The sequence below is a fragment of the Mesorhizobium sp. M0522 genome, assembly GCF_040321085.1.
Lineage (GTDB): Bacteria > Pseudomonadota > Alphaproteobacteria > Rhizobiales > Rhizobiaceae > Mesorhizobium.
Genome location: NZ_JAMYQW010000002.1, coordinates 221,793 through 242,621, shown reverse-complemented (window position 1 = coordinate 242,621; position 20,829 = coordinate 221,793). Strand labels below are relative to the sequence as shown.

Below are 20,829 nucleotides of genomic sequence, written 5' to 3'. Positions count from 1 at the left end.
CTCCATGCGGCTTAATCGGAAAAGTCAGGGCGGGCCTGCCGTTCAATCCACGCCCGGACAGGATCGTCGGGCGCAAAGGGCGGCCCGCTAGTTCCCCGCGCTGGCCATGCGCCGTCCCTTGATCGCTTTCTCTAGCCAGCCGATCTCCATTTCTGGCACCGACGATAGCAAAAGATCGGTGTAGGCATCGAAGGGTGGCGTCAGCACGGTGCTCTTGGCGCCGTAGCGCACCACTTCGCCGCGATACATCACGGCGATTGAATCGGCGATCGACTTGACCGTGGCCAGGTCGTGGGTGATGAACAGATAGGCGACGTTTTCCTCTTTCTGCAGCCCGAGGAGCAGCTCCAGTATGCCGTGGGCGACCAGCGGATCGAGCGCCGAGGTCACCTCGTCGCAGATGATCAGCTTCGGCTTTGCGGCGAGCGAGCGGGCGATGCAGACGCGCTGCTTCTGGCCGCCCGAAAGCTCGGCCGGATAGCGGTCGACATAGCCTTTGCCCATTTCGATCTTGTCGAGCAGTTCCGCGACACGGGCGTCACGTTGCCTTCCGCGCAGACCGAAATAGAATTCCAGCGGCCGGCCGATGATGGTGCCGACCGTCTGGCGCGGGTTCATCGCCACGTCGGCCATCTGGTAGATCATCTGCAGTTGGCGAAGATCCTCTTTCGGCCGGTCGGCAAGCCGGTTGGCGAGCGGCCGTCCGTCGAAGGTGACGGTGCCTTGTTCGGGCGGCAAGAGGCCGGTGATGGCGCGCGCCAGTGTCGATTTGCCGGAGCCGGACTCGCCGACCACCGCCAGCGTCTGGCCGGGGAAAATATCGATCGAGACGTTCTTCAGCACCTTGATGTGACTGCGGCCATAGGCGGCGGTGATGTTCTTGACCGACAGGAACGGGCTCGTGCCAGGCTTCTGCTCCTGGTGTTCGATCTCATGCACCGAAACCAGCGCGTTGGTGTATTCCTGGCGCGGCTCCTTGATGATCTGGCGGGTGCCGCCCCATTCGACCAGCCGGCCGTGGCGCAGCACCATGATCTCGTCCGAGACCTGGGCGACGACGGCAAGGTCGTGAGTGATGTAGAGCGCCGCGACATGCGTGTCGCGGATGGCATCCTTGATCGCCGCCAAGACGTCGATCTGCGTCGTCACGTCGAGCGCCGTGGTCGGCTCGTCGAAGACGATCAGGTCGGGTTCCGAGCACAGCGCCATTGCCGTCATCACGCGCTGCAGCTGACCGCCCGAGACCTGGTGGGGGAAGCGCTCGCCGATGCTTTCGGGGTTCGGCAGGCTGAGCTTCTTGAACAGCGCCACGGCGCGCTTTTCGGCTTCGGCCCGCGTCGCCGTGCCGTGCAGGAGTGCTGCCTCGACCACCTGGTCCATCAGCCTGTGCGCCGGATTGAAGGCGGCTGCCGCCGATTGCGCGACATAGCAGACCTCGCGGCCGCGCAATTTGCGAAACCCTTCGTTGCCGCCCTTCAGGATGTCGCGGCCATTGAGGATGACCTCGCCGCCGGTGATGCGCACGCCGCCGCGGCCGTAGCCCATCGACGACAGGCCGATGGTCGATTTGCCGGCGCCGGACTCGCCGATCAGGCCAAGCACCTTGCCCTTCTCCAGCGTCAGCGAGACATCGTGCACCAGCACGATGTTCTTCGGCGCCTCACCCGGCGGATATACCGTGGCCTCGATGCGCAGATTGCGAATGTCGAGCAGCACGCCGGACTTCGGTTGCCCGGGCTTCGGTTGCCCGGGCTTCGGTTGCTTGTCAGCCATTACCCGCGTCCTCCCTTCAGGCTTGTCGTGCGGTTGAGCACCCAGTCGGCGACGAGATTGACGGAAATCGCCAGCGCTGCGATCGCCGCCGCCGGAATGAGGGCGGCGCCTATGCCGAAGACGATGCCGTCCTTGTTTTCCTTGACCATGCCGCCCCAATCGGCGCTAGGCGGCTGCACGCCAAGGCCGAGGAAGGACAGCGTCGACAGGAACAGTACGGCATAGATGAAGCGCAGGCCGAGTTCCGAAACCAGCGGCGACAGCGCATTGGGCAGGATCTCGCGGAAGATGATCCAGCCGCTGCCTTCGCCGCGCAATTTGGCCGCCTCGACATAATCCATGACGTTGATGTCGACGGCGACCGCCCTCGACAGGCGGTAGACGCGGGTCGAATCCAGAACGCCCATGACCAGGATCAGCGTCACCAGATTGGATGGCAGCACCGACAGCACGACAAGGGCCATGATCAATGTCGGGATCGACATCAGGAGATCGACGAGACGCGACAGAAGCGTGTCGAACCAGCCGCCGAACACCGCGGCCGAGAAGCCGAGGATGGCACCGAGCGAGAACGACAGCGCGGTCGCCAGCACCGCGATGAACAGGGTGATTCGGGCGCCGTAGATCATGCGCGACAACAGATCGCGGCCGAGATTGTCGGTGCCCAGCCAATGCGCCGCCGACATCGGTTCCCAAGGGACGTCGCTGACGATCTCGGCATTGCCATGCGGCGCGATCCACGGCGCAAAAATTGCTGCCAGCACGAACAGCGCCGTCAGCACGATGCCGACCAATGCCGGGATGGGGATGCGTTTGATGACGAGCATACCCGCCCCCCTCATTTCGGATGTCTGAGGCGCGGATTGGCGATGATCGCCGCTATGTCCGCGATGATGTTCAGGCTGATGTAGACGGCGGCGAAGATCAGCCCGACCGCCTGCACCACCGGCACGTCACGCTTGGTGACGTGGTCGACGAGGTATTGGCCCATGCCTGGATAGACAAAGATAACTTCGACCACGACGACGCCGACGATCAGGTAAGCGAGATTGAGCATCACGACGTTGATGATCGGCGCAATGGCATTGGGGAAGGCATGCCTGCGGATGACCGCGAAGGCCGAAAGCCCCTTGAGTTCGGCGGTTTCGACATAGGCCGACTGCATGACATTGAGGATCGCGGCGCGCGTCATGCGCATCATATGGGCTAGCACCACCAGGGTCAGCGCCGCCGCCGGCAGTGCGATGGCCTGAATGCGTTCGCCGAAAGGCATCCCGTCATAGACAGTGGAAATGGCGGGAAACCATTGATGTTGCACCGCGAAGAAAAAGACGAGCACATAGCCGACGAAGAATTCCGGGAAGGACGTCGAGGCCAGCGCCAGTCCCGAGATCAGCTTGTCGACCCAGCCATTGCGGTAGCGCACCGCGATCAGCCCGAGGATGATCGCCAGCGGCACCGCGACGACCGCCGCCCAGAAGGCGAGGAACAGCGTGTTCCACAGCCTTCCCTTGATAGAGGTTGCGATATCCTGACCGCTCGACATCGCCGTGCCGAGATCACCGGTCAGAATGCCGCCGAGCCAGCGAAAATAACGGATGTAAGCGGGATCATTGAGGCCGAGCTGCTCGCGCAGATTGGCGAGCGACTCCGGTGTCGCCGACTGTCCTAGGATGGCTTGCGCGACGTCGCCGGGCAGGATCTGGGTGCCGGCGAAGATCAGGACCGAAACGGCCAACAGCAGCAGAATGCCCAGCGCAATGCGCTGGGCCACCAGTTTCACGATGGGTGAGGACATATCCGCAAGGCCGGGCTCAGGCTTCGAGCCAGCACTTCGCCAGAGCATATCCGTTCATCAACTCCTGATGCGGATCATCCACCCACCCGGCAACCTTGGCGCCCGTCGCGTCGATAAACTGATTGAACATCGGCAGGATCAGGCCGCCCTCGTCGCGCACCATCACAGCCATGTCGTGGTACATTGCCTTGCGCTTGGCCTCGTCGAGCTCGGCGCGAGCCGCCAGCACCATCTTGTCGAAATCCGGACGCTTGAACCGTGTGTCGTTCCAGTCGGCCGTCGACAGATAGGCAGTCGAGTACATCTGGTCCTGCGTCGACCGGCCGCCCCAGTAGGAGGCGCAGAAGGGCTGCTTGTTCCAGACTTCCGACCAATAGCCGTCGCCCGGCTCGCGCTTGATCTCCAGCGTGATGCCGGCCTTGGCAGCACTCTGCTGGAACAGCTGTGCAGCATCGACGGCACCGGGGAAGGCGACGTCCGACGTCCGGAGCAGGACGGCACCGTCATGGCCCGACTTCTTGTAGTGGAACTTGGCCTTGTCGGGATCGTATTTGCGCTGCTCGATTTCGGTGAATAGCGGGTACGATGCATTGATCGGGAAGTCGTTGCCGAGCGAGCCATAGCCACGCAGCACCTTGTTCAGCATCTCCTCGCGGTCGATCGCCAGCTTCAACGCCATCCGCAAATCGTTGTTGTCGAACGGCGCGGTGTTGCAGTGCATGATGAAGACGTAGTGGCCGGGTCCCGAATGGTTGCGGATGGTGACGCCGGGCACGCGCTTGATCAGATCGACGATCTTCGGCTCGACGCGGTTGATCATGTGGACCTGGCCGCCCTGCAGGGCGGCCGTGCGCGCCGTGGCGTCGTTGATGACGATGATCTCTATCTGGTCGGCATGGCCCATCTTGTCGCCCTGCCAATAATTGGCGAAGCGCTCGCCGCCATGGCGCACGCCGGGCTCGTTGGTGGTGACCTTGTAAGGACCCGCCGAGATGCCGGCATCGGCCTTGTCCTTGCCGCCATTCGGCTGAATGATCAGGTGATAGTCGCTAAGCAGGTAGGGCAGGTCGGCATTCGGCTCCTTCAGCGTCAGCACCACTTCCTTGCCGCTGGCCTTGATGCTCTCGATGCCTTTCATATAACCGAGCGCACCGGACTTTGACTTCTCGTCCGAATGGCGTTCGAGGGTGGCGGCCACGTCCTCTGCGGTCACCTTCTTGCCGTTGTGGAACTCGACGCCATCGCGGATCTTCAGCGTCCAGGTCTTGGCGTCGTCCGACGAGCCGATCTCCTCGGCGATGCGGTTCTCGAGCTTGCCTTCGGGAGACAGTTCGACGATCAGTTCGCCCCACATCTTGCCGAAGGCGAACGGCACCTGCGTCATAAACAGCGCCGGATCGAGGCTGTTGGTGGACTCGCCACCGACCAGGCCGGCCTTGAGCGTGCCGCCCTTGACCGGACCCGCCGCGCGGGAAGCCCTGGATAGCAGCGAATTGGCGATGGTTGCGGTGACGCCAAGCGCTGCTGCCCGGCCGAGAAAATCGCGACGGCTCAGCTTGCCGGACGCAACGCGCCGGCTCAGATATTCCAGTTCGTTTGACATGTTGAGTTCCTCACTCTGCTGGTCCGACCTTATGGTCGTTTTTCTCATTTCTATCGGGAGAATAATGACCGTAAGGGAAAGCGGTAAGCAAGACCGAATGCGACATGCCGTGGCGTAAATCGTGCGTCGCAATTGGACCAATCGCTATAAGCGCTCAAAGCAGTGCGCGCGGGATTTTCTCCTCGAAGTTGCGCTCGAAGACCAGTTTTTCGCCTTCGTAGGCTTCGATTCTGGCGCTAACCACGAAGCTTTGCGCGTCGGACCGCATTTCGGCGAAGGTTTCGGTGCGCACCGACCATCCATTTCGCGACAGCGTCTGGGTCCAATGCGTCTTGCCCGAGGCTGACAGCGGATTGTCGGGATGGATCGCCCATGTCTCTCTGGCGATGCTGCCATTGGCGAGGCCATGCTCCAGGTCGCGCACCTCACCGAAATCGTCGACGATGGAAAGCGTAATCATTCCGGTCTTTTCGTCGCGATCGACATGACGCTCGGAATTGGCGGGCCGAAGCGTCTCCGTTGCCCAGGGCGCAGCACCTTCGGGAGCGGGGAAGGTGACCTCGTCGCCTGTCGCCGGCGGGCGTACCGGCAGCATCAATGTCGCGGCCGACAATTCGAGCCGGACCGGCTCCGGCGACGGCCAGATCATCGGCCAGTAGGCGTTCGAAACGGCAACGCGCAAGCGATGGCCGGCCGGCACGCGATAGGCGCATTGGTCGAGCACCACCCGGGCGCTGACGGTTTCGCCGGGCACCAGCGCTTCGGGAAATTCGTGCGAGTTGCGATGCGTCAGGTTGAGCACGCCGTACGAGATCAGCTCCGATGCCCCGTCCGGATGGACGTCGCACAGCCGAACCGCGATGTTCGCCTGGCGCCGGTCCGACGAGACGCTGACCACAACTTCGGGAGCACCGACAATGTCGACCGTTTCGGTCAGCACCGGCTGGTCGAAGCACACCGACAGCGCATCGTCGGGGCGCTGGTCACCCGGCAGTTCCGGGCCGAAGGTGAAGGGGAAATATTCGCCGCCGGCGAGGCCGCAGCTTTGCGGCGAAGCGACGATAGCGTGGTTGCCTTCAGCGATAAGCTCAACCTCTTGCGTCTTGATGTTGGGTGACGGCCATTCCGATTCAGCGACCCAGCGGCCCGGCCGCTCGGGATGCCAGCGTGCCGGACGCACGCTGTCCATGACATAGGCGCGGTAGGCGGGGTCGGCCTCGACGCCGGTGTCGATGTCCTTCAGCCAGCGGTCCCACCAGCGCAAGGCCTCCTGCAGGAAGCCGATGCGCGGTTCGGGCGCGGCGTAATGCGGGTATTTGTGGATCCACGGGCCGACGATGCCCTTGACCGGCGCCTCGATATTGACGGCGAGATGGGAAATCGTATTGCGATAGCCATCATGCCAGCCGCCGATCGACAGCACCGCGGCATGGATGGCGGAATAGTCCTCGCAGATCGAGCCGCGCCTCCAATAGGCATCGCGATGCTGGTGCTTCAGCCACAGCGGTGCCAGGAATGGCTGGTTCTCCAGCCTGGTCAGCCACAGGTCGCGCCATCTGTTGTCGCCGGCCAGCAACGGATCCGGCGGCCTTGACGAATAGGACAGCATGGTCGAGGCCCAGCCGAAATTCTCGATCAGCAGGCAGCCGCCCTTGTAGTGGATGTCGTCGGCATAGCGGTCGACCGTCGAACAGAGACTGATGACCGCCTTCAGCGCCGGCGGCTGCTTAGACGCCACCTGCAGGCAGTTGAAGCCGCCCCACGAAATGCCCATCATGCCGACATTGCCGTTGCACCAGGGCTGGTCCGCCGCCCAGGCGATGACGTCGCAAGCGTCCTGCAATTCCTGCTCGGAATATTCGTCGTCCATCAGCCCTTCGGAATCGCCATTGCCGCGCATGTCGACGCGGATCGAGGCGTAGCCGTGGCCGGCAAAATAGGGATGCGTCAGCTGATCACGATAGATCGTGCCGTCGCGCTTGCGATAGGGCAGGTGTTCGAGGATTGCCGGCACTGGGTCGTCGGCAGCATCGGCCGGCATCCACACCCGCGCCGACAGCCGGCAGCCGTCCGGCATGATGATCCTCATATCCGGAAATTCGACGATCTTTCGGGGGAATTCAGTGACGATTTTCATGCGGGCGAACTCCAGGAGCGCCAGATGATGGAGCCCGTGAGAGCGCGTCATGGGCCAGTCAACGAATTCGGCTGGTCAATCCGCGTCAATTCAGCGGAATGTCGTTTTCGTCCTTGCCGGCCTGATAGGCGCCGGACAATTCGTCATAGCGCGCTGATATTGTGTGGATGCGCGCTTCCAGCCGACCGCGCTCGGGGTCGGGCAGCGAGCGCACCAATTTGCGGATCGAAAAGCTCTTCCAATAGGCATTCTCGGCATTGTAGCCGCCGGGATCGAGGGTGAAGACCTCTTTCAGGATCTTCAAATCGTGCGGGATGTCGAAGCTGTCGCGCGAGTCCTCGTGGCTGAACAGATAGAAGAAATTGTCGAAGCCGGTCCAGGTGATCGCCGACAGGCAGAGCGAGCAAGGTTCGTGCGTGGCAAGAAAGATCGCGTCCTTGGTATCGACGCGCTCGGCCTTCGGCATTTCGTAGAAGCGCTTCAGGCAGTGCACCTCGCCATGCCAGAGCGGGTTTTCCGTCTCGTTGTTGGTTTCGGCAAGCACCAGCGAACGGTCGTCCTTGCGCAGGATCGCCGCGCCGAACAACTTGTTGCCATGCGCGACGCCCTCGGCCGTCTTCGGCACGATGTCGTGCTCTATGACATCGAGCAGGCGGTCGATCAGCGAAATGTCGGTCATCACCGGCTCCCATCGGGAAGATGTATCTCGTAGGCGTGCGAGAAATGGCACTCTTCGAGATTGGAGTCGTCGCCGCCACGGTCGACGACCAGGAAGTCCTGCGGCTCGCCGATCGGCGTCAGCACGCCGTGCCACAAATTGCGCGGATAGTTGATGCCTTGCCCGGGCGCGGTGATGAAGGCATGCGGCTCGCCCGGGCCCTCCTCGCCGTCATGGCAGACGACGACCAGGAACGGCCGTGGTGACAGCGGGATGAAGGCCTGGCTGCCAAACGGATGGCGCTCCACCATGGTAAGCTTCAACGGCAGCTCATAGTGCGTGCCACGCACCATCGAGATCAGCACGCGCGCATTCGGCCCTCGTGCTTCCGCGGTGGCGAGGTCATGGTAGCGCTCGGCCTTGCCGCCATTGATCGGATAATGGTTGTCGCCGCCCATATCGATGACGTCGCCGAATTCGGCGAAATTCTCGCGGGTCAGCGGCCGCGCGACGATGCGGGTCATGGTGTAGGTCTCGCGACGCCGGCGCTGCCAAGCTTGGCGTGGCGGTTGACGTCCTTGTAGAGGAGATAGCGGAATTTGCCTGGCCCGCCGGCATAACAAGCCTGCGGGCAGAAGGCGCGCAGCCACATATAATCGCCAGCCTCGACCTCGACCCAGTCCTGGTTGAGACGATAGACCGCCTTGCCCTCCAGCACATAAAGCCCGTGCTCCATGACATGCGTCTCGGCGAAAGGAATGACCGCGCCCGGCTCGAGCGTGACGATGGTGACATGCATGTCGTGGCGCATGTCGGCCGGATCGACGAAGCGCGTGGTCGCCCATCGGCCTTCGGTACCCGGCATCGGCGTCGGCGCGATGTCCTGTTCGTTGACGAAGAACGCTTGCGGCGGCTCGATGCCGTCGACTGAATCATAAGTCTTGCGGATCCAGTGGAAGCGGACGGCGGCGCCGCTTTCATTGTGCACCGTCCACCCACTCGCCGGCGGCAGGAAGGCAAAGCCGCCCGGCCTTAAGCTATGTTTCTTGCCGGCAAGCGAAACGCTTAGCTCGCCTTCGACCACGAACAGCGCACCTTCGGCGGCGGCGTCAAGCTCAGGGTGGTCGCTGCCGCCGCCAGGCGCGAGCTCGACGATATATTGCGAAAACGTCTCGGCAAAACCCGACAGCGGCCGCGACAGCACCCAGACGCGTGTCCCATCCCAGAACGGCAAGGCGCTGGTGACGATGTCCTGCATCACGCCCTTGGGGATGACGGCATAGGCCTGTGTGAACACAGCGCGGCCGGTCAGCAATTCGCTCTGGCCGGGATGTCCGCCCTGCGGCGCATAATAGGTTCGCTCGGCCATTTTCATCATATCCATAAATTCAAGCCTGTTGCGGACGCCAAGGCCTATCGCGGCAGCCAAAGCCTATTGCGGAAGCATGTCCTTGAGACGAAGCAGCGCGATGCGCTCGACCTGTCTGCAGGCGGTTTCGAATTCGACATCGTGGCTGTTGCCAATACGCGCCTCGAACTCGGCCAGGATCTCCCCCTTGGTCTTGCCTTTCACCGCAATAATGAAGGGGAAACCGAAACTGGTGACGTAGGCGGCATTGAGTTTTGCGAACAGCTCGCGCTCCTTGTCGGTCAGCGCGTCGAGGCCGGCCGAAGCCTGTTCCCTCGACGATTCCGCCGTCAGCCGCTTGGCCTGCGCCAGTTTTCCGGCAAGGTCGGGATGCGCATTGAGCACGGAAAGCCGATCGGCCTCGCTTGCCGCGCGAAAGACGCGGCAGAGCGCATTGTGCAGGCCGCCGGCACTTTCATGCGCCGGGCCGAGCTCCAGCTCATAAGCGCGCTCGGCAATCCACGGCGAATGCTCGAACACGCCGCCAAATGTATGGACGAAGGCCTCGAATTCCATTTTCGACGGGCGCAGCGCCGGCAACCGGAACGGATGCGTCTCCTGCCAATGTTTTGCGATGTCGATGCGCCGTGCCAGCCAGACCTTGTCGTGTGATTTGACGTAGTCGATGAAGCGCTTCAGTGCCGCGACCCGGCCCGGCCGGCCGACGAGGCGGCAGTGCAGGCCGATGTTCATCATGCGCGGCCGTCCTGCCTTGCCCTCGGCATAGAGCGTATCGAAACTATCCCTGAGATAGGCAAAGAACTGGTCGCCCGAGTTGAAGCCTTGCGGCGTGGCAAAGCGCATGTCGTTGGCGTCGAGCGTGTAGGGGATGATCAGCTGCGGTTTCGCCGTGCCATCCGGCGCCACGTGCTCGAACCAGTAGGGCAGTTCGTCGTCATAGGTGTCCGACACATAGTCGAAGCCGCCCTCTTCCGCCGCCAGCCGCACCGTGTTGATCGAGGTGCGCCCGGTGTACCAGCCGGTCGGCCGCGCGCCTGTGACCTCATAATGCAGCCGGATCGCCGCTTCCATGTCGCGGCGCTCGTCTTCTGGCGCATGGTCGCGGTAGTCGATCCATTTCAGCCCGTGCGAGGCGATCTCCCAGCCGGCCTCCTGCATCGCCGCAACCTGATCGGGCGAACGCGCCAGGGCCGTGGCGACGCCGTAGCAGGTGACCGGCACTTGCGCCGCGCTGAACAGGCGCAGCAATCGCCAGAAGCCGGAACGGGCGCCGTATTCGTAGATCGATTCCATGTTCCAGTGGCGCTGGCCGGGCCAGGGCGCGGCGCCGACGATCTCCGACAGGAAAGCCTCCGAAGCCTTGTCGCCGTGGAGGACGCAATTCTCGCCGCCCTCTTCGTAATTGACGACGAACTGCACGGCGACATGCGCCCCGCCGGGCCATTTCGGATCCGGCGGATTGGCTCCATAGCCCCGCATGTCTCGTTCGTAACGCATTCTCGCTCCTGCCGGAATTGTGATCAGGATAGTCGAAAGGAGTGCCTGCGCATTCCCCCGAAATTTTTGAAAGTGTTTTTGTCGCGCTCCGCTCGACCGGGACTTATGCATCGCCTTTAATTGGCGCACAATTCATGAATAGTGTTCGACTGTGCAGGGAATGGAGCAGCCAGTGGCGGAAACGTCGAAAGCCGAAGGCGGGCGCCTGACGACCCACGTCCTCGACACTGCAGCCGGCAAACCGGCGGCCGGTCTGTCGATCGAGCTCTATCATCTTGACGGTCAGGCCCGGACGCATCTGAAAACGGTCGTCACCAATGATGACGGCCGTTGCGATGCTCCGCTGCTTGCCGGCGCGGAATTCCGTACCGGCGAATACGAGCTGGTCTTTGCGGCTGGCGATTATCTGCGCCGGCAAGGGACAAAACTGCCGGAACCGGCCTTCCTCGACCATGTGCCGATCCGCTTCGGTATGGCCGAGCCGGTGCACTATCATGTGCCGCTGCTCATGTCGCCTTACGGCTATTCGACTTACCGGGGAAGCTGAGATGGCCGGGATCAAGACACGCAACGAAATCCGGTTCATCCTCAATGGCGAGGACGTCGCGCTCGGCACGGTCGCGCCCGACCAGACACTGCTCGACTGGCTGCGGCTCGACCGCTCGCTGCGCGGCACCAAGGAAGGTTGCGCCGAGGGCGACTGTGGCGCCTGCACGGTGCTGGTCGGCAGGCTCTCCGGTGGAACACTGGTCTATGAAAGCGTCAATGCCTGCATCCGCTTCCTTGGCTCGCTAGACGGCACGCATGTCGTGACCGTCGAGCATCTGCGCGGCGACGCAGGAAAACTGCATCCCGTGCAGCAGGCGATGGTCGATTTCCACGGCTCGCAATGCGGCTTCTGCACACCGGGTTTCGTCATGTCGCTTTATGCTCTGTGGATGCGGGCGCCGGAGCCGTCGGACGCCGCCATCGAAAAGGCGCTGCAAGGCAATCTCTGCCGCTGCACCGGCTACGAGGCGATCATGCGCGCCGCACGTGCCATCTCCAGCTACGGCTCGGCGGCAAAGGATCCGTTGGCGGCGGAGCGCAAGGCAGTCACGACCAAGCTCGAAGCGATGAAGGACGGTTCGCGCATCGAGATCGGCTCCGGCAACAAGCGGCTGATCGTGCCGGCCAATGCCGACGATCTGGCCAGCGTGCTGGTCAAGGAGCCGGGCGCCACTATCGTCGCGGGTTCGACCGATGTCGGCCTTTGGGTGACCAAGCACATGCGCGATATCGCGCCGGCGATTTTCATCGGCAATCTCGATGGTCTGTGCGGGATTTCCGAGAACAAGGGCGTCATCTCGATCGGCGCCGGTGTCACCTATAGCGAAGCCTTCTCGACGCTGGCGAAACGCATCCCGGCGCTCGGCCCGCTGTTCGATCGCATCGGCGGCGATCAGGTGCGCAACATGGGCACCATCGGCGGCAATATCGCCAACGGTTCGCCGATCGGCGACACGCCGCCGCCGCTGATCGCACTCGGTGCCCGCCTGACGCTTCGCCGCGGCGACAAGCGGCGGACGATCCCGCTCGAGGAGTTTTTCATCGCCTATGGCCGACAGGACCGGCAGCCCGGCGAATTCGTCGAGGCCGTGCATGTCCCGGTGCCAGGTAGCGAGACGAAATTTGCCGTCTACAAGATCACCAAGCGCCGCGACGAAGACATCACAGCAGCGCTAGGGGCGTTTACCCTGAAGCTCGCCGCGGATGACACGGTGGCGGATGTGCGCATCGCCTACGGCGGCATGGCGGCAACGCCGAAGCGAGCCTTTGGCGTGGAAAAGGCATTGCTTGGCAAGCCGTGGACGGAAGCGACGGTCGAGGCGGCGATGGCCGCGTACGCCGGCGATTTCACGCCGCTGACCGACATGCGGGCAAGCGCCGAATACCGGGCGCTGGCGGCGCGCAACCTGCTGCTGCGCTTCTTTGCCGAAACCACCGGCACCCGGGCGCCGATCCAGGTATCACGGCACGAGGCGGCATGATGAACAAGCACGCCACCCCAAACCTGAAGGCGCAAAAAATCGCCGGCGGCGTCGCCACCGACCAGCGCCATGATTCCGCGCACAAGCATGTCAGTGGCACGGCCGTCTATATCGACGACATGCCGGAACCGGCCGGCACGCTGCACGGCTGCCTTGGGCTTTCGACGGCGACGCATGCCACCATCACCAGCATGGACCTGTCGGCGGTGCGCGCCGCACCCGGCGTCATCGACGTGCTGACGGCGAGCGACGTGCCAGGCGAGAACGACATTTCGCCGACCGGCCGTCACGACGAGCCGGTGCTGGCCGACGGCAAGGTACAATTCTTTGGCCAGCCGATCTTCTGCGTCATTGCCGAAACCCGCGAGCAGGCGCGCCGTGCAACGAGGCTGGCCAAGGTCGAATACAAGGAATTGCCGTTCGTCGCCGATGTCGGTGAGCTCGATCCACGGATGGATAAGCTGGTCACGCCGCCGCTGATGCTGAAGCGCGGTGATGCAGCGGCTGCGATCAAGGCGGCGCCGCGCCGGCTGAAGGGAAAGATGCGCATCGGCGGCCAGGAGCATTTCTATCTCGAAGGCCATATCGCCTTGGCCATTCCTGGCGAGGACCACGACGTCACCATCTATTCCTCGACCCAGCACCCGAGCGAAATCCAGCACATGGTCAGCCACGCGCTCGGTGTTCCGAGCCACGCGGTGACGGTGGAAATCCGCCGGATGGGCGGCGCTTTCGGCGGCAAGGAAACGCAAGGCAATCAGTTTGCGGCATTGGCCGCTATCGCCGCGAAGAAACATCATCGGGCCGTGAAAATCCGGCCCGACCGCGACGACGACATGATCGCCACCGGCAAACGCCACGATTTCCTCGTCGACTACGAGGTCGGCTTCGACGACGAGGGCAATATTCTGGGCGTAGATTTCATGTTCGCGGCGCGCTGCGGCTTCTCGGCCGACCTCTCCGGCCCGGTCACCGACCGCGCACTGTTCCATTGCGACAACACCTATTTCTGGCCGGCGGTGCACGCGCAATCGGCGCCGCTCTACACCAACACGGTATCGAACACCGCCTTTCGCGGCTTCGGCGGCCCGCAAGGCATGGTCGGCGCCGAGCGCGTCATCGACGAAGTCGCGTTTGCCGTCGGCAAGGACCCGCTCGAAATCCGCAAGAAGAATTTCTACGGCACCAGCGACCGCAACATCACGCCCTATCACCAGACGGTCGAGGACAACGTCATCCACCGCATCGTCGCCGAGCTGGAGGCGAGTTCCGACTATGCGAGGCGCCGCCGCACCATCGATGCTTTCAATGCCAACAGCCGCTTCATCAAGCGCGGACTGGCGCTGACGCCGGTCAAGTTCGGCATCTCGTTCACCGCCACCCATTACAACCAGGCCGGCGCGCTGGTGCATGTCTATACCGATGGTTCGGTGCATCTGAACCACGGCGGCACCGAGATGGGGCAGGGCCTCTATGTCAAGGTGGCGCAGGTTGTGGCGGAAGAGTTCCAGATCGACCTCGATCAGGTAAAGATCACCGCGACGACGACCGGCAAGGTGCCGAATACCTCGGCCACCGCCGCGTCTTCCGGCTCCGACCTCAACGGCATGGCGGCGCAGAATGCCGCCCGCCAGATCAAGGACCGGTTGATCAATTTTGCCGTCGAGAGATACCAGGTGCCGCGGGACCAGGTGCTGTTCTTGCCCAACCGCGTGCGCATCGGCAACCAGGAGATCGCCTTCGCCGATCTCGTCAGGCAGGCCTATATGGCGCGCATCCAGCTTTCGGCGGCGGGTTTCTACAAGACGCCGAAAATCCATTGGGACCGCGACAAGGGCGAGGGCCATCCCTTCTACTATTTCGCCTATGGCGCCGCGTGCTCGGAAGTCTCGGTCGATACGCTGACCGGCGAATATGTCGTCGAGCGCACCGACATCCTGCACGAAACCGGCCGCTCGCTGAACCGCGCCATCGACCTCGGCCAGATCGAGGGCGGCTTCATCCAAGGCATGGGGTGGCTGACAACGGAGGAACTGTGGTGGGACGACAAGGGGCGGCTGCGCACCCATGCGCCATCGACCTACAAGATCCCGCTCGCGTCGGACCGGCCGAAGATTTTTAATGTGACTTTGGCCGACTGGGCGCAAGCAGGCGAGCCGACGGTGCACCGCTCCAAGGCGGTCGGCGAGCCGCCCTTTCCGCTCGCAATGTCGGTGCTGCATGCGCTGTCGGACGCAGTGGCGAGCGTTGCCAGCCACAAGATCTGCCCGCGCCTCGACCCGCCGGCCACGCCGGAGCGTGTGCTGATGGCGATCGAACGGCTGAAGCGGGAAGCCAGGACCGGCACTTGAATCCCGGAAAACGTGCAATTCAGGCTGAAAAACTCTATATTTCCCGATAGGGAACGCGAATGATGAACGCGAAAGTGCAGAGCCTGAAAGCCTTTCTTGCCGGTGCCGGCCGGGTCGCCTTGGTTGAGGTGGCCGGGACAAAAGGTTCGACGCCGCGCGAGACGGGTGCCCTCATGCTCGTCTCGGGATCGGCCACTTTCGGCACGATCGGCGGCGGCCAGCTCGAATACATGGCGATCGACAAAGCGCGGCAGATGCTTTTCTCCCCCCTTGAGGGGCAGATGGCCGCGAAGCGGCCAGAGGGAGTCGTCTCAGAAGGCACCGCCAGCGCGTCGAGCACTGCCGCGGCGACCCCACCCGGCGGCTTCGCCGCCACCCTCCCCTCAAGGGGGAGGGATACCCTCGACATCGCGCTCGGCCCGGAGATCGGGCAGTGCTGCGGCGGCAGGGTCGAGCTGCTGATCCGGCTGGTCGACCCCGCGCTTGAAGCCAAGCTGGTTGCGGCGGCGGAAGCCGAGGAAGCGCAGCTACCGCATGTCTACATCTTCGGCGGCGGCCATGTCGGCCAAGCGCTGGCCTCCGCGATGGCCTTGCTGCCGGTGCATGTCGTCGTTGTCGAGACGCGAGCCGGGGCGCTGGAGGGCATGCCGGAAGCGGTAGAAACAAGCCTGACGCCGATGCCTGAGGCAATGGTGCGCGAAGCCCCGGCTGGATCCGCCTTCGTCGTCCTCACCCATGACCATGCGCTGGACTTCCTGATCGTCGCCGAGGCGCTGAAACGCCGGGATGCCGCCTATGTCGGCATGATCGGCTCCAGAACCAAGAAGGCGACCTTCCGGAACTGGTTCCTTAAGTCGGCGGACGGAAGCGAGGCGGAATTTGCCCGCCTCGTCTCGCCGATCGGCGGCGATACGGTGAAAGACAAGCGCCCGCAGGTGATCGCCGCACTCGCCGCAGCCGAAATCATGACGGCATTGGCGAGGTATTATTTACCCGTCGACGGGCCAAAATATTCCCAATCACCGGGCGGTGGTCGGTCGACCGCATCATCGTCGCAGACTTTTTGATGCTATGAACGAAAGACTGGAGCAGTTGGCGCGTAAGGCCGAGAAAAACACGAGCAGCACATATTGATGAAACAGCTTGTCATAGCTCTTCTGGCTGCTTTTGCAGTTTTCTTGGCGTCTACAATAGGATCGCGAACGCCCGCTGCGCGACACGCCGGCGGGCAAACACTCCGCGCCACCTGGTTTGTGCATGTGTTTGCGGTCCTGCTTGCGGGCTTTATCGCGGTCGTTGTGGTTGCCGGACACAGCGAAACACCGAGCGAGCAACTTCCCTGGATTTTTGGTCTACTGGTTGGCTTTGGTCTGAGCCTGATCGGGTGGATTTGGTTCTTTTATGTTCGCGTAGTCTTTTGGAATGTCGAGGGAATAGGAATCCGGCAGCCATTCATGCCGCCTCGATTTATTCGGTGGGAAGACATCGAATGGGCTGGTCGCAAATGGACAGGAGATTTCCAGCTTCGTTCCAAGAAAACCAGCATTGGCTACACCGCGTTCCAGGGCGGACACGATGAGCTAAATCGCCGGGTGAAGCTTGAGGTGCCGAAGTTCGAGAGGAATTTCTAATCGAACCCCGGCGCGCCGAGCAAATAGCGCCGTCCAAAAAGAGCTATTCCTTCTCCTGCGTGTGCGCCTCAAGGAACCACAGCAATTTGTCGAGCGAGCGCGAATAGGCGGTGAAGATGTCGGCGGTATCGGCGTCGCCCGCGCCAGCCGCTTCGTCGATCGCGGCGCGTGCCCGCTTGGCGGTCGCGGCATAGCGGTCGATCAGCGCCGCCAGATGGTCTCGGGTCTTGTGGATGTCGGTCGGATAGGCCTCCAGCATAGTCGCCTTCGACACCTCCTGCGAGGTGCCGAGCGCCGTGCCGCCGAGCTGTACGGCGCGCTCGGCAATGGTGTCGACATGGCCGTCGATCTCCTCGCGGAACGTGTCGAGCATCTCGTGGATGGCGATGAATTGCGGTCCCTTGACGTTCCAGTGCGCCTGCTTGGTGATCAAGGCCAGATCGATGGCGTCGGCGAGGCGGGCATTGAGAAGATCGATACACTCTTTCTTGGCATTGGATTGCAGGTCATTGCGGGTGGCGATGGCATCCATGATCGGCTCCTGTGGCGGTTGCGTCCGCGTGGTTTGAAAAGAGGGCGAAGTTTGGGATGGACAATCGAATATGCGCGCAGACGCCCTCATCGCCGCGGCACAGCATCCCAAAACGGCGATCTCCGACTTTCGTTCCGCTCGTCGTTTTACGCCGGCGTTTTCAAGCCCAGATGGTCGCGCAGCGTGCTACCTTCATAATCCTTCCGGAAAAGCCCGCGCCGCTGCAGCTCCGGCACGACAAGCGTGGCAAAGGCTTCGAGTTCGCCGGGAAAATAGGATGGCATGACGTTGAAACCGTCTGCCGCGCCGCCCTCGAAGCGTGCCTCGAGCTGGTCGGCGATCTGGGCCGGAGTTCCGACGACGCGCCAATGACCGCGCGCGCCGGCGAAATGACGGGCAAGCTGGCGAATGGACAGCTTGTCGCGGCGGGATTGCTCGATGACGAGCGCCTGCCGGCTCTGCATGCCTTCGCTGGCCGGCAGCTCGGGCAGCGGTCCGTCGATGGGATAGCGCGCGAGATCGGATATGCTGAGATAGCTGGAAAGCAGCGCGACGCCGACATCGTCCGGTATCAGCTCCTGCAGTTCATCATGTTTTGCCCGGGCTTCCGCTTCGCTTGCCGCGACGACCGGCGCGACGCCGGGCATGATCTTGACGTCCTCCGGCTCGCGCCCATGGGGCGCCAGCCGTCCCTTGAGGTCGTCGTAGAAGGCCTTTGCCTCCTCGAATGTTTGCGCCGCAGTGAACACCACATCGGCGGTCCGGGCGGCGAGATCGCGGCCCTCGTCCGACGCTCCTGCCTGAACCATGACCGGCGCACCTTGTGGCGAGCGCGGCAGATCGAGCGGGTCGCGCACCGAAAAACTTCTGCCTTCGTGTCCACCCTGGCCTCGCCAAAGGCCGGTAACCACGGCAGCGAATTCGCGCGCGCGTTCGTAGCGGTCCGCATGTGGGCGCAGTCCGGTCGAGCCGAAATTGGCGGCCTCGATCTGGCTCGCCGAAGTGACGAGGTTCCAGCCGGCTCGGCCACCGCTCAGATGGTCGAGCGACAGGAAGGTCCGCGCCAGTCCGTAAGGCTCGTTATAGCTCGTCGACGCCGTGGAGACGAGGCCGATGCGCTCCGTCTGGACGGCGAGCGCGGCAAGCAGGCTTATCGGCTCGAAGCCGATCGAGCGCGACGTTTGGCTGGCGATGTTGACATTGGCCTCGCGCACGCCGGCGGCGTCCTCGCAGAAGATCATGTCGAACTTGGCTGCTTCCGCCGTCCGCGCCAACTGGACGTAATGGTCGATGTCGATGCCGGCCGTGACATGCGCCTGCGGATGGCGCCAGGCGGCGATGTGGTGGCCTGTCGCCCACAGGAAGGCGCCGAGCTTCATCTGGCCTCGACCGGCGCTCATTGCCGATCCTCCCCTGCAAGCCCGAGATGGGCGCGCAGTGTCGCCGCGCTGTAGCCGGACCGGACAAGGCCGCGGCGGCGAAGCTCCGGCAGCACGAGACCGACGAAATCGTCGAGCGCCGATGTGAAGGGCATGGCGATGTTGAAACCGTCGCAGGCTTTCGAGCGAAAGCACTCTTCGAGCCTGTCCGCAAACAGGTCCGGCGCGGCGGTTATTTCGGCGCTAACGGTAACGTTCATCAGCACTTTCAGCGCCTCCGGACTGCGCCCGAAGGCAAGCGCACGGCGCTTCAGATCGCCAGCCTTCGCCGGCTCGATCGATGGCTCATCCAGCAGGACGACATCGGCGGTGCGGGCGGCGATATCCGTGTCGGGCTCGGACAGGCCGGACATGACCAGCATCGGCGTGTCCTGCGGCGACCGCGCCACGTTGAGCGGCCCGCGCACGGAAAAATATTCGCCCTTGTGGTCGAGAAGGTGCATCTTCTCGGGATCGAAGAAGCGGCCGCCAACTTTGTCGAACAGCAGCGCGTCTGCGTCCCAGCCTTTCCACAAGCCTTGCACGATGCCGATGAATTCCTCGGCGCGCAGGCGGAAATCGTCGCCGGAAAACCCTTCCGGCCGGCTGAAATTGGCCGCCTCGCGCGGTTCGGGCATCATGCTCGCGTTCCAGCCGGCGCGGCCATGGCTGATGATATCGAGCGAGGCGAAACGGCGCGCGAGATTATAGGGCTGGTGGGCGACCGTCGACGCCGCGGCGGCAAGGCCGATCCTGCTTGTCACCGTCGCCAGCGCCGCCACCAAGGTCGTTGCTTCGAAGCGCATTTGCCGGTTCGGCCCGCCTGCAACCGGTGCGGAATCGCCGAGCAACACCATGTCCAGGCCGGCCGCTTCGGCTTCTTGCACGAACCGCGTCAGCAGACTGAAGTCCGGGCCGGCGTCGGGCGGATGGGAAGGAGCGGCTTCCGGAGACAGTGAAACGGCGAGACACATTGTGGCGCCGTTGGCCATCGCTTTTCCCTGTTGAGCGAGATTCCTTGAGAATTATCTCGCCGGCTGGACGGAAAGCAACCGGCCAGCCGGCGATCATTTGCCGGCCAGAATATCCCTGATCAGCCGCTGGCAGCGCTCGGCCATGAAATCGAGCAGCAGCCGCACCTTCGGATCCTGCAGCTTCTTATGAGGGTAGACGGCGGCGAACTGCACCGGCGTCGGCGGCGTGTTGCTCAGGATCACCTTCAGCCGCTGGTCGCGGATAAACGGCTCGACCTCGAAGCGCGGCTTGTTGATGATGCCGCGGCCGGACAGCGCCCAGCCGGTCAGCACGTCGCCATCATCGGTATCGTAGGGGCCGTGCACCTCGAATTTTTGCGGTCCGTTCGGCGTCTGCAGCGTCCAGACATATTCGCGCGCGCCGGAATAGCGCAGCATCAGGCAATCGTGCTTCTTGCCGATCAACTCCTGCGGCTCGGTAGGCTCGCCGCGCGCTTCCAGATATTGCGGAGCCGCCACCAGAACGCGTTCGCATTCCATGATGCCGCGCATCCTGAGGCTGGAATCCTCGATGATGCCCAGCCGGAAGGCAACGTCGATGCCTTCCTTCATGATATCGACATTGTGATCGGAAAGCCGGAGCCGCACTTCGATATCGGGGTACCTGTCGTGGAAATCCGGGATTCCGGATGCTACCAGCCGCCGCCCGAGGCCGAGCGGCGCTGTCACCTTTATGGTGCCGCGCGGCTGCCCGGATAACGCGCTGACCGCAGCTTCGGCCTCGGTGACCGCCTCCAGCACCTGCTTGGCGCCGGAGTAGAACACCGTGCCGTGCTCGGTCGGCATCAACTGCCGCGTCGTGCGGTTGAACAGCCTGACGCCCAGGTGCTTCTCGAGCTCCTTGATCCGATTGGAAGCGACCGCCGGCGAAATGCGCATGTCGCGCCCAGCCGCCGATAAATTGCCGAGCTCGACGACGCGAACGAAAACGGCGATGTTGTCGAGATAGGCCATGCGGCTTCCGTGGCTCTCATGTGGCTGCGTATGATCAGCCTAGT

At 63.2% G+C, this 20,829-nt stretch carries 18 protein-coding genes; 5 read left to right on the top strand and 13 right to left on the bottom strand.

From position 1 onward, the window contains the following. Window positions 1-87 precede the first annotated feature (87 nt). The 9 genes from NKI58_RS03845 to puuE form a co-directional block, all read right to left on the bottom strand. The gene (locus tag NKI58_RS03845) at window positions 88-1,773 is read right to left on the bottom strand and encodes an ABC transporter ATP-binding protein (RefSeq protein WP_023676216.1); all 1,686 of its coding nucleotides are present in this window, start codon (window positions 1,771-1,773) and stop codon (window positions 88-90) included. Beyond that, a complete protein-coding gene (locus tag NKI58_RS03840) occupies window positions 1,773-2,600 on the bottom strand; it encodes an ABC transporter permease (protein WP_023676217.1) in 828 nt (275 codons plus the stop codon). Before NKI58_RS03840 ends, NKI58_RS03845 begins: the two co-directional genes overlap by 1 nt. 11 nt (window positions 2,601-2,611) lie before the next feature. After that, window positions 2,612-3,571 carry an ABC transporter permease gene (locus NKI58_RS03835; RefSeq protein ID WP_023676218.1) on the bottom strand — a complete coding sequence of 320 codons (960 nt, stop codon included), beginning with the start codon at window positions 3,569-3,571 and terminating at the stop codon, window positions 2,612-2,614. 16 nt (window positions 3,572-3,587) lie between these two features. Further along, window positions 3,588-5,174, bottom strand: a complete 1,587-nt coding sequence (locus tag NKI58_RS03830) for an ABC transporter substrate-binding protein (RefSeq protein ID WP_352782218.1) — start codon at window positions 5,172-5,174, stop codon at window positions 3,588-3,590. Window positions 5,175-5,328: 154 nt separating this feature from the next. Further along, on the bottom strand, window positions 5,329-7,311 hold the full coding sequence (locus NKI58_RS03825; RefSeq protein WP_352783849.1) for a CocE/NonD family hydrolase: 1,983 nt from the start codon (window positions 7,309-7,311) through the stop codon (window positions 5,329-5,331). 85 nt (window positions 7,312-7,396) lie between these two features. After that, window positions 7,397-7,990 carry a nucleoside deaminase gene (locus NKI58_RS03820; RefSeq protein WP_352454754.1) on the bottom strand — a complete coding sequence of 198 codons (594 nt, stop codon included), beginning with the start codon at window positions 7,988-7,990 and terminating at the stop codon, window positions 7,397-7,399. Continuing rightward, a complete protein-coding gene (locus tag NKI58_RS03815) occupies window positions 7,990-8,493 on the bottom strand; it encodes an ureidoglycolate lyase (protein WP_023676220.1) in 504 nt (167 codons plus the stop codon). The genes NKI58_RS03820 and NKI58_RS03815 overlap by 1 nt, the downstream gene beginning before the upstream one ends. Continuing rightward, a complete protein-coding gene (locus tag NKI58_RS03810; RefSeq protein ID WP_502897028.1) occupies window positions 8,490-9,338 on the bottom strand; it encodes a bifunctional allantoicase/(S)-ureidoglycine aminohydrolase in 849 nt (282 codons plus the stop codon). The genes NKI58_RS03815 and NKI58_RS03810 overlap by 4 nt, the downstream gene beginning before the upstream one ends. A gap of 63 nt (window positions 9,339-9,401) precedes the next feature. Beyond that, complete coding sequence (puuE, locus tag NKI58_RS03805) at window positions 9,402-10,835, bottom strand: allantoinase PuuE (protein ID WP_352783854.1); 1,434 nt, start codon at window positions 10,833-10,835, stop codon at window positions 9,402-9,404. A 172-nt stretch (window positions 10,836-11,007) separates the two neighbouring features. On the opposite strand from puuE, the gene uraH reads away from it, so the two are divergent. The 5 genes from uraH (at window position 11,008) to NKI58_RS03780 (ending at window position 16,847) form a co-directional block, all read left to right on the top strand. Then, window positions 11,008-11,382, top strand: coding sequence for a hydroxyisourate hydrolase (uraH, locus tag NKI58_RS03800; protein WP_352620696.1), 375 nt, complete (start codon window positions 11,008-11,010; stop codon window positions 11,380-11,382). A 1-nt stretch (window position 11,383) separates the two neighbouring features. Then, entirely contained in the window at window positions 11,384-12,865 is a 1,482-nt protein-coding gene (xdhA, locus tag NKI58_RS03795; RefSeq protein ID WP_352634922.1) for a xanthine dehydrogenase small subunit, read from the top strand. Continuing rightward, window positions 12,865-15,216 carry a xanthine dehydrogenase molybdopterin binding subunit gene (gene xdhB, locus NKI58_RS03790; protein WP_352783860.1) on the top strand — a complete coding sequence of 784 codons (2,352 nt, stop codon included), beginning with the start codon at window positions 12,865-12,867 and terminating at the stop codon, window positions 15,214-15,216. The genes xdhA and xdhB overlap by 1 nt, the downstream gene beginning before the upstream one ends. A gap of 62 nt (window positions 15,217-15,278) precedes the next feature. Further along, window positions 15,279-16,283 (top strand): xanthine dehydrogenase accessory protein XdhC, encoded by a 1,005-nt coding sequence (gene xdhC, locus NKI58_RS03785; RefSeq protein WP_352784155.1) that lies wholly within the window; start codon window positions 15,279-15,281, stop codon window positions 16,281-16,283. 66 nt (window positions 16,284-16,349) lie between these two features. After that, window positions 16,350-16,847 carry a hypothetical protein gene (locus tag NKI58_RS03780; RefSeq protein ID WP_352634926.1) on the top strand — a complete coding sequence of 166 codons (498 nt, stop codon included), beginning with the start codon at window positions 16,350-16,352 and terminating at the stop codon, window positions 16,845-16,847. A gap of 43 nt (window positions 16,848-16,890) precedes the next feature. Here the strand turns inward: NKI58_RS03780 and dps are convergent, their stop codons facing one another. The 4 genes from dps to NKI58_RS03760 all read right to left on the bottom strand — a co-directional run bounded on the left by dps (window position 16,891) and on the right by NKI58_RS03760 (window position 20,785). After that, window positions 16,891-17,379 (bottom strand): DNA starvation/stationary phase protection protein Dps, encoded by a 489-nt coding sequence (dps, locus tag NKI58_RS03775; protein WP_023676226.1) that lies wholly within the window; start codon window positions 17,377-17,379, stop codon window positions 16,891-16,893. Between the two features lie 146 nt (window positions 17,380-17,525). Next, window positions 17,526-18,779, bottom strand: coding sequence for an LLM class flavin-dependent oxidoreductase (locus tag NKI58_RS03770; protein ID WP_352590945.1), 1,254 nt, complete (start codon window positions 18,777-18,779; stop codon window positions 17,526-17,528). After that, window positions 18,776-19,789: an LLM class flavin-dependent oxidoreductase gene (locus tag NKI58_RS03765; RefSeq protein ID WP_352590948.1), complete on the bottom strand. Its 1,014-nt coding sequence runs from the start codon at window positions 19,787-19,789 to the stop codon at window positions 18,776-18,778. The genes NKI58_RS03770 and NKI58_RS03765 overlap by 4 nt, the downstream gene beginning before the upstream one ends. A gap of 75 nt (window positions 19,790-19,864) precedes the next feature. Continuing rightward, window positions 19,865-20,785 (bottom strand): LysR family transcriptional regulator, encoded by a 921-nt coding sequence (locus NKI58_RS03760; protein ID WP_352590951.1) that lies wholly within the window; start codon window positions 20,783-20,785, stop codon window positions 19,865-19,867. Between the last annotated feature and the right edge of the window lie 44 nt (window positions 20,786-20,829).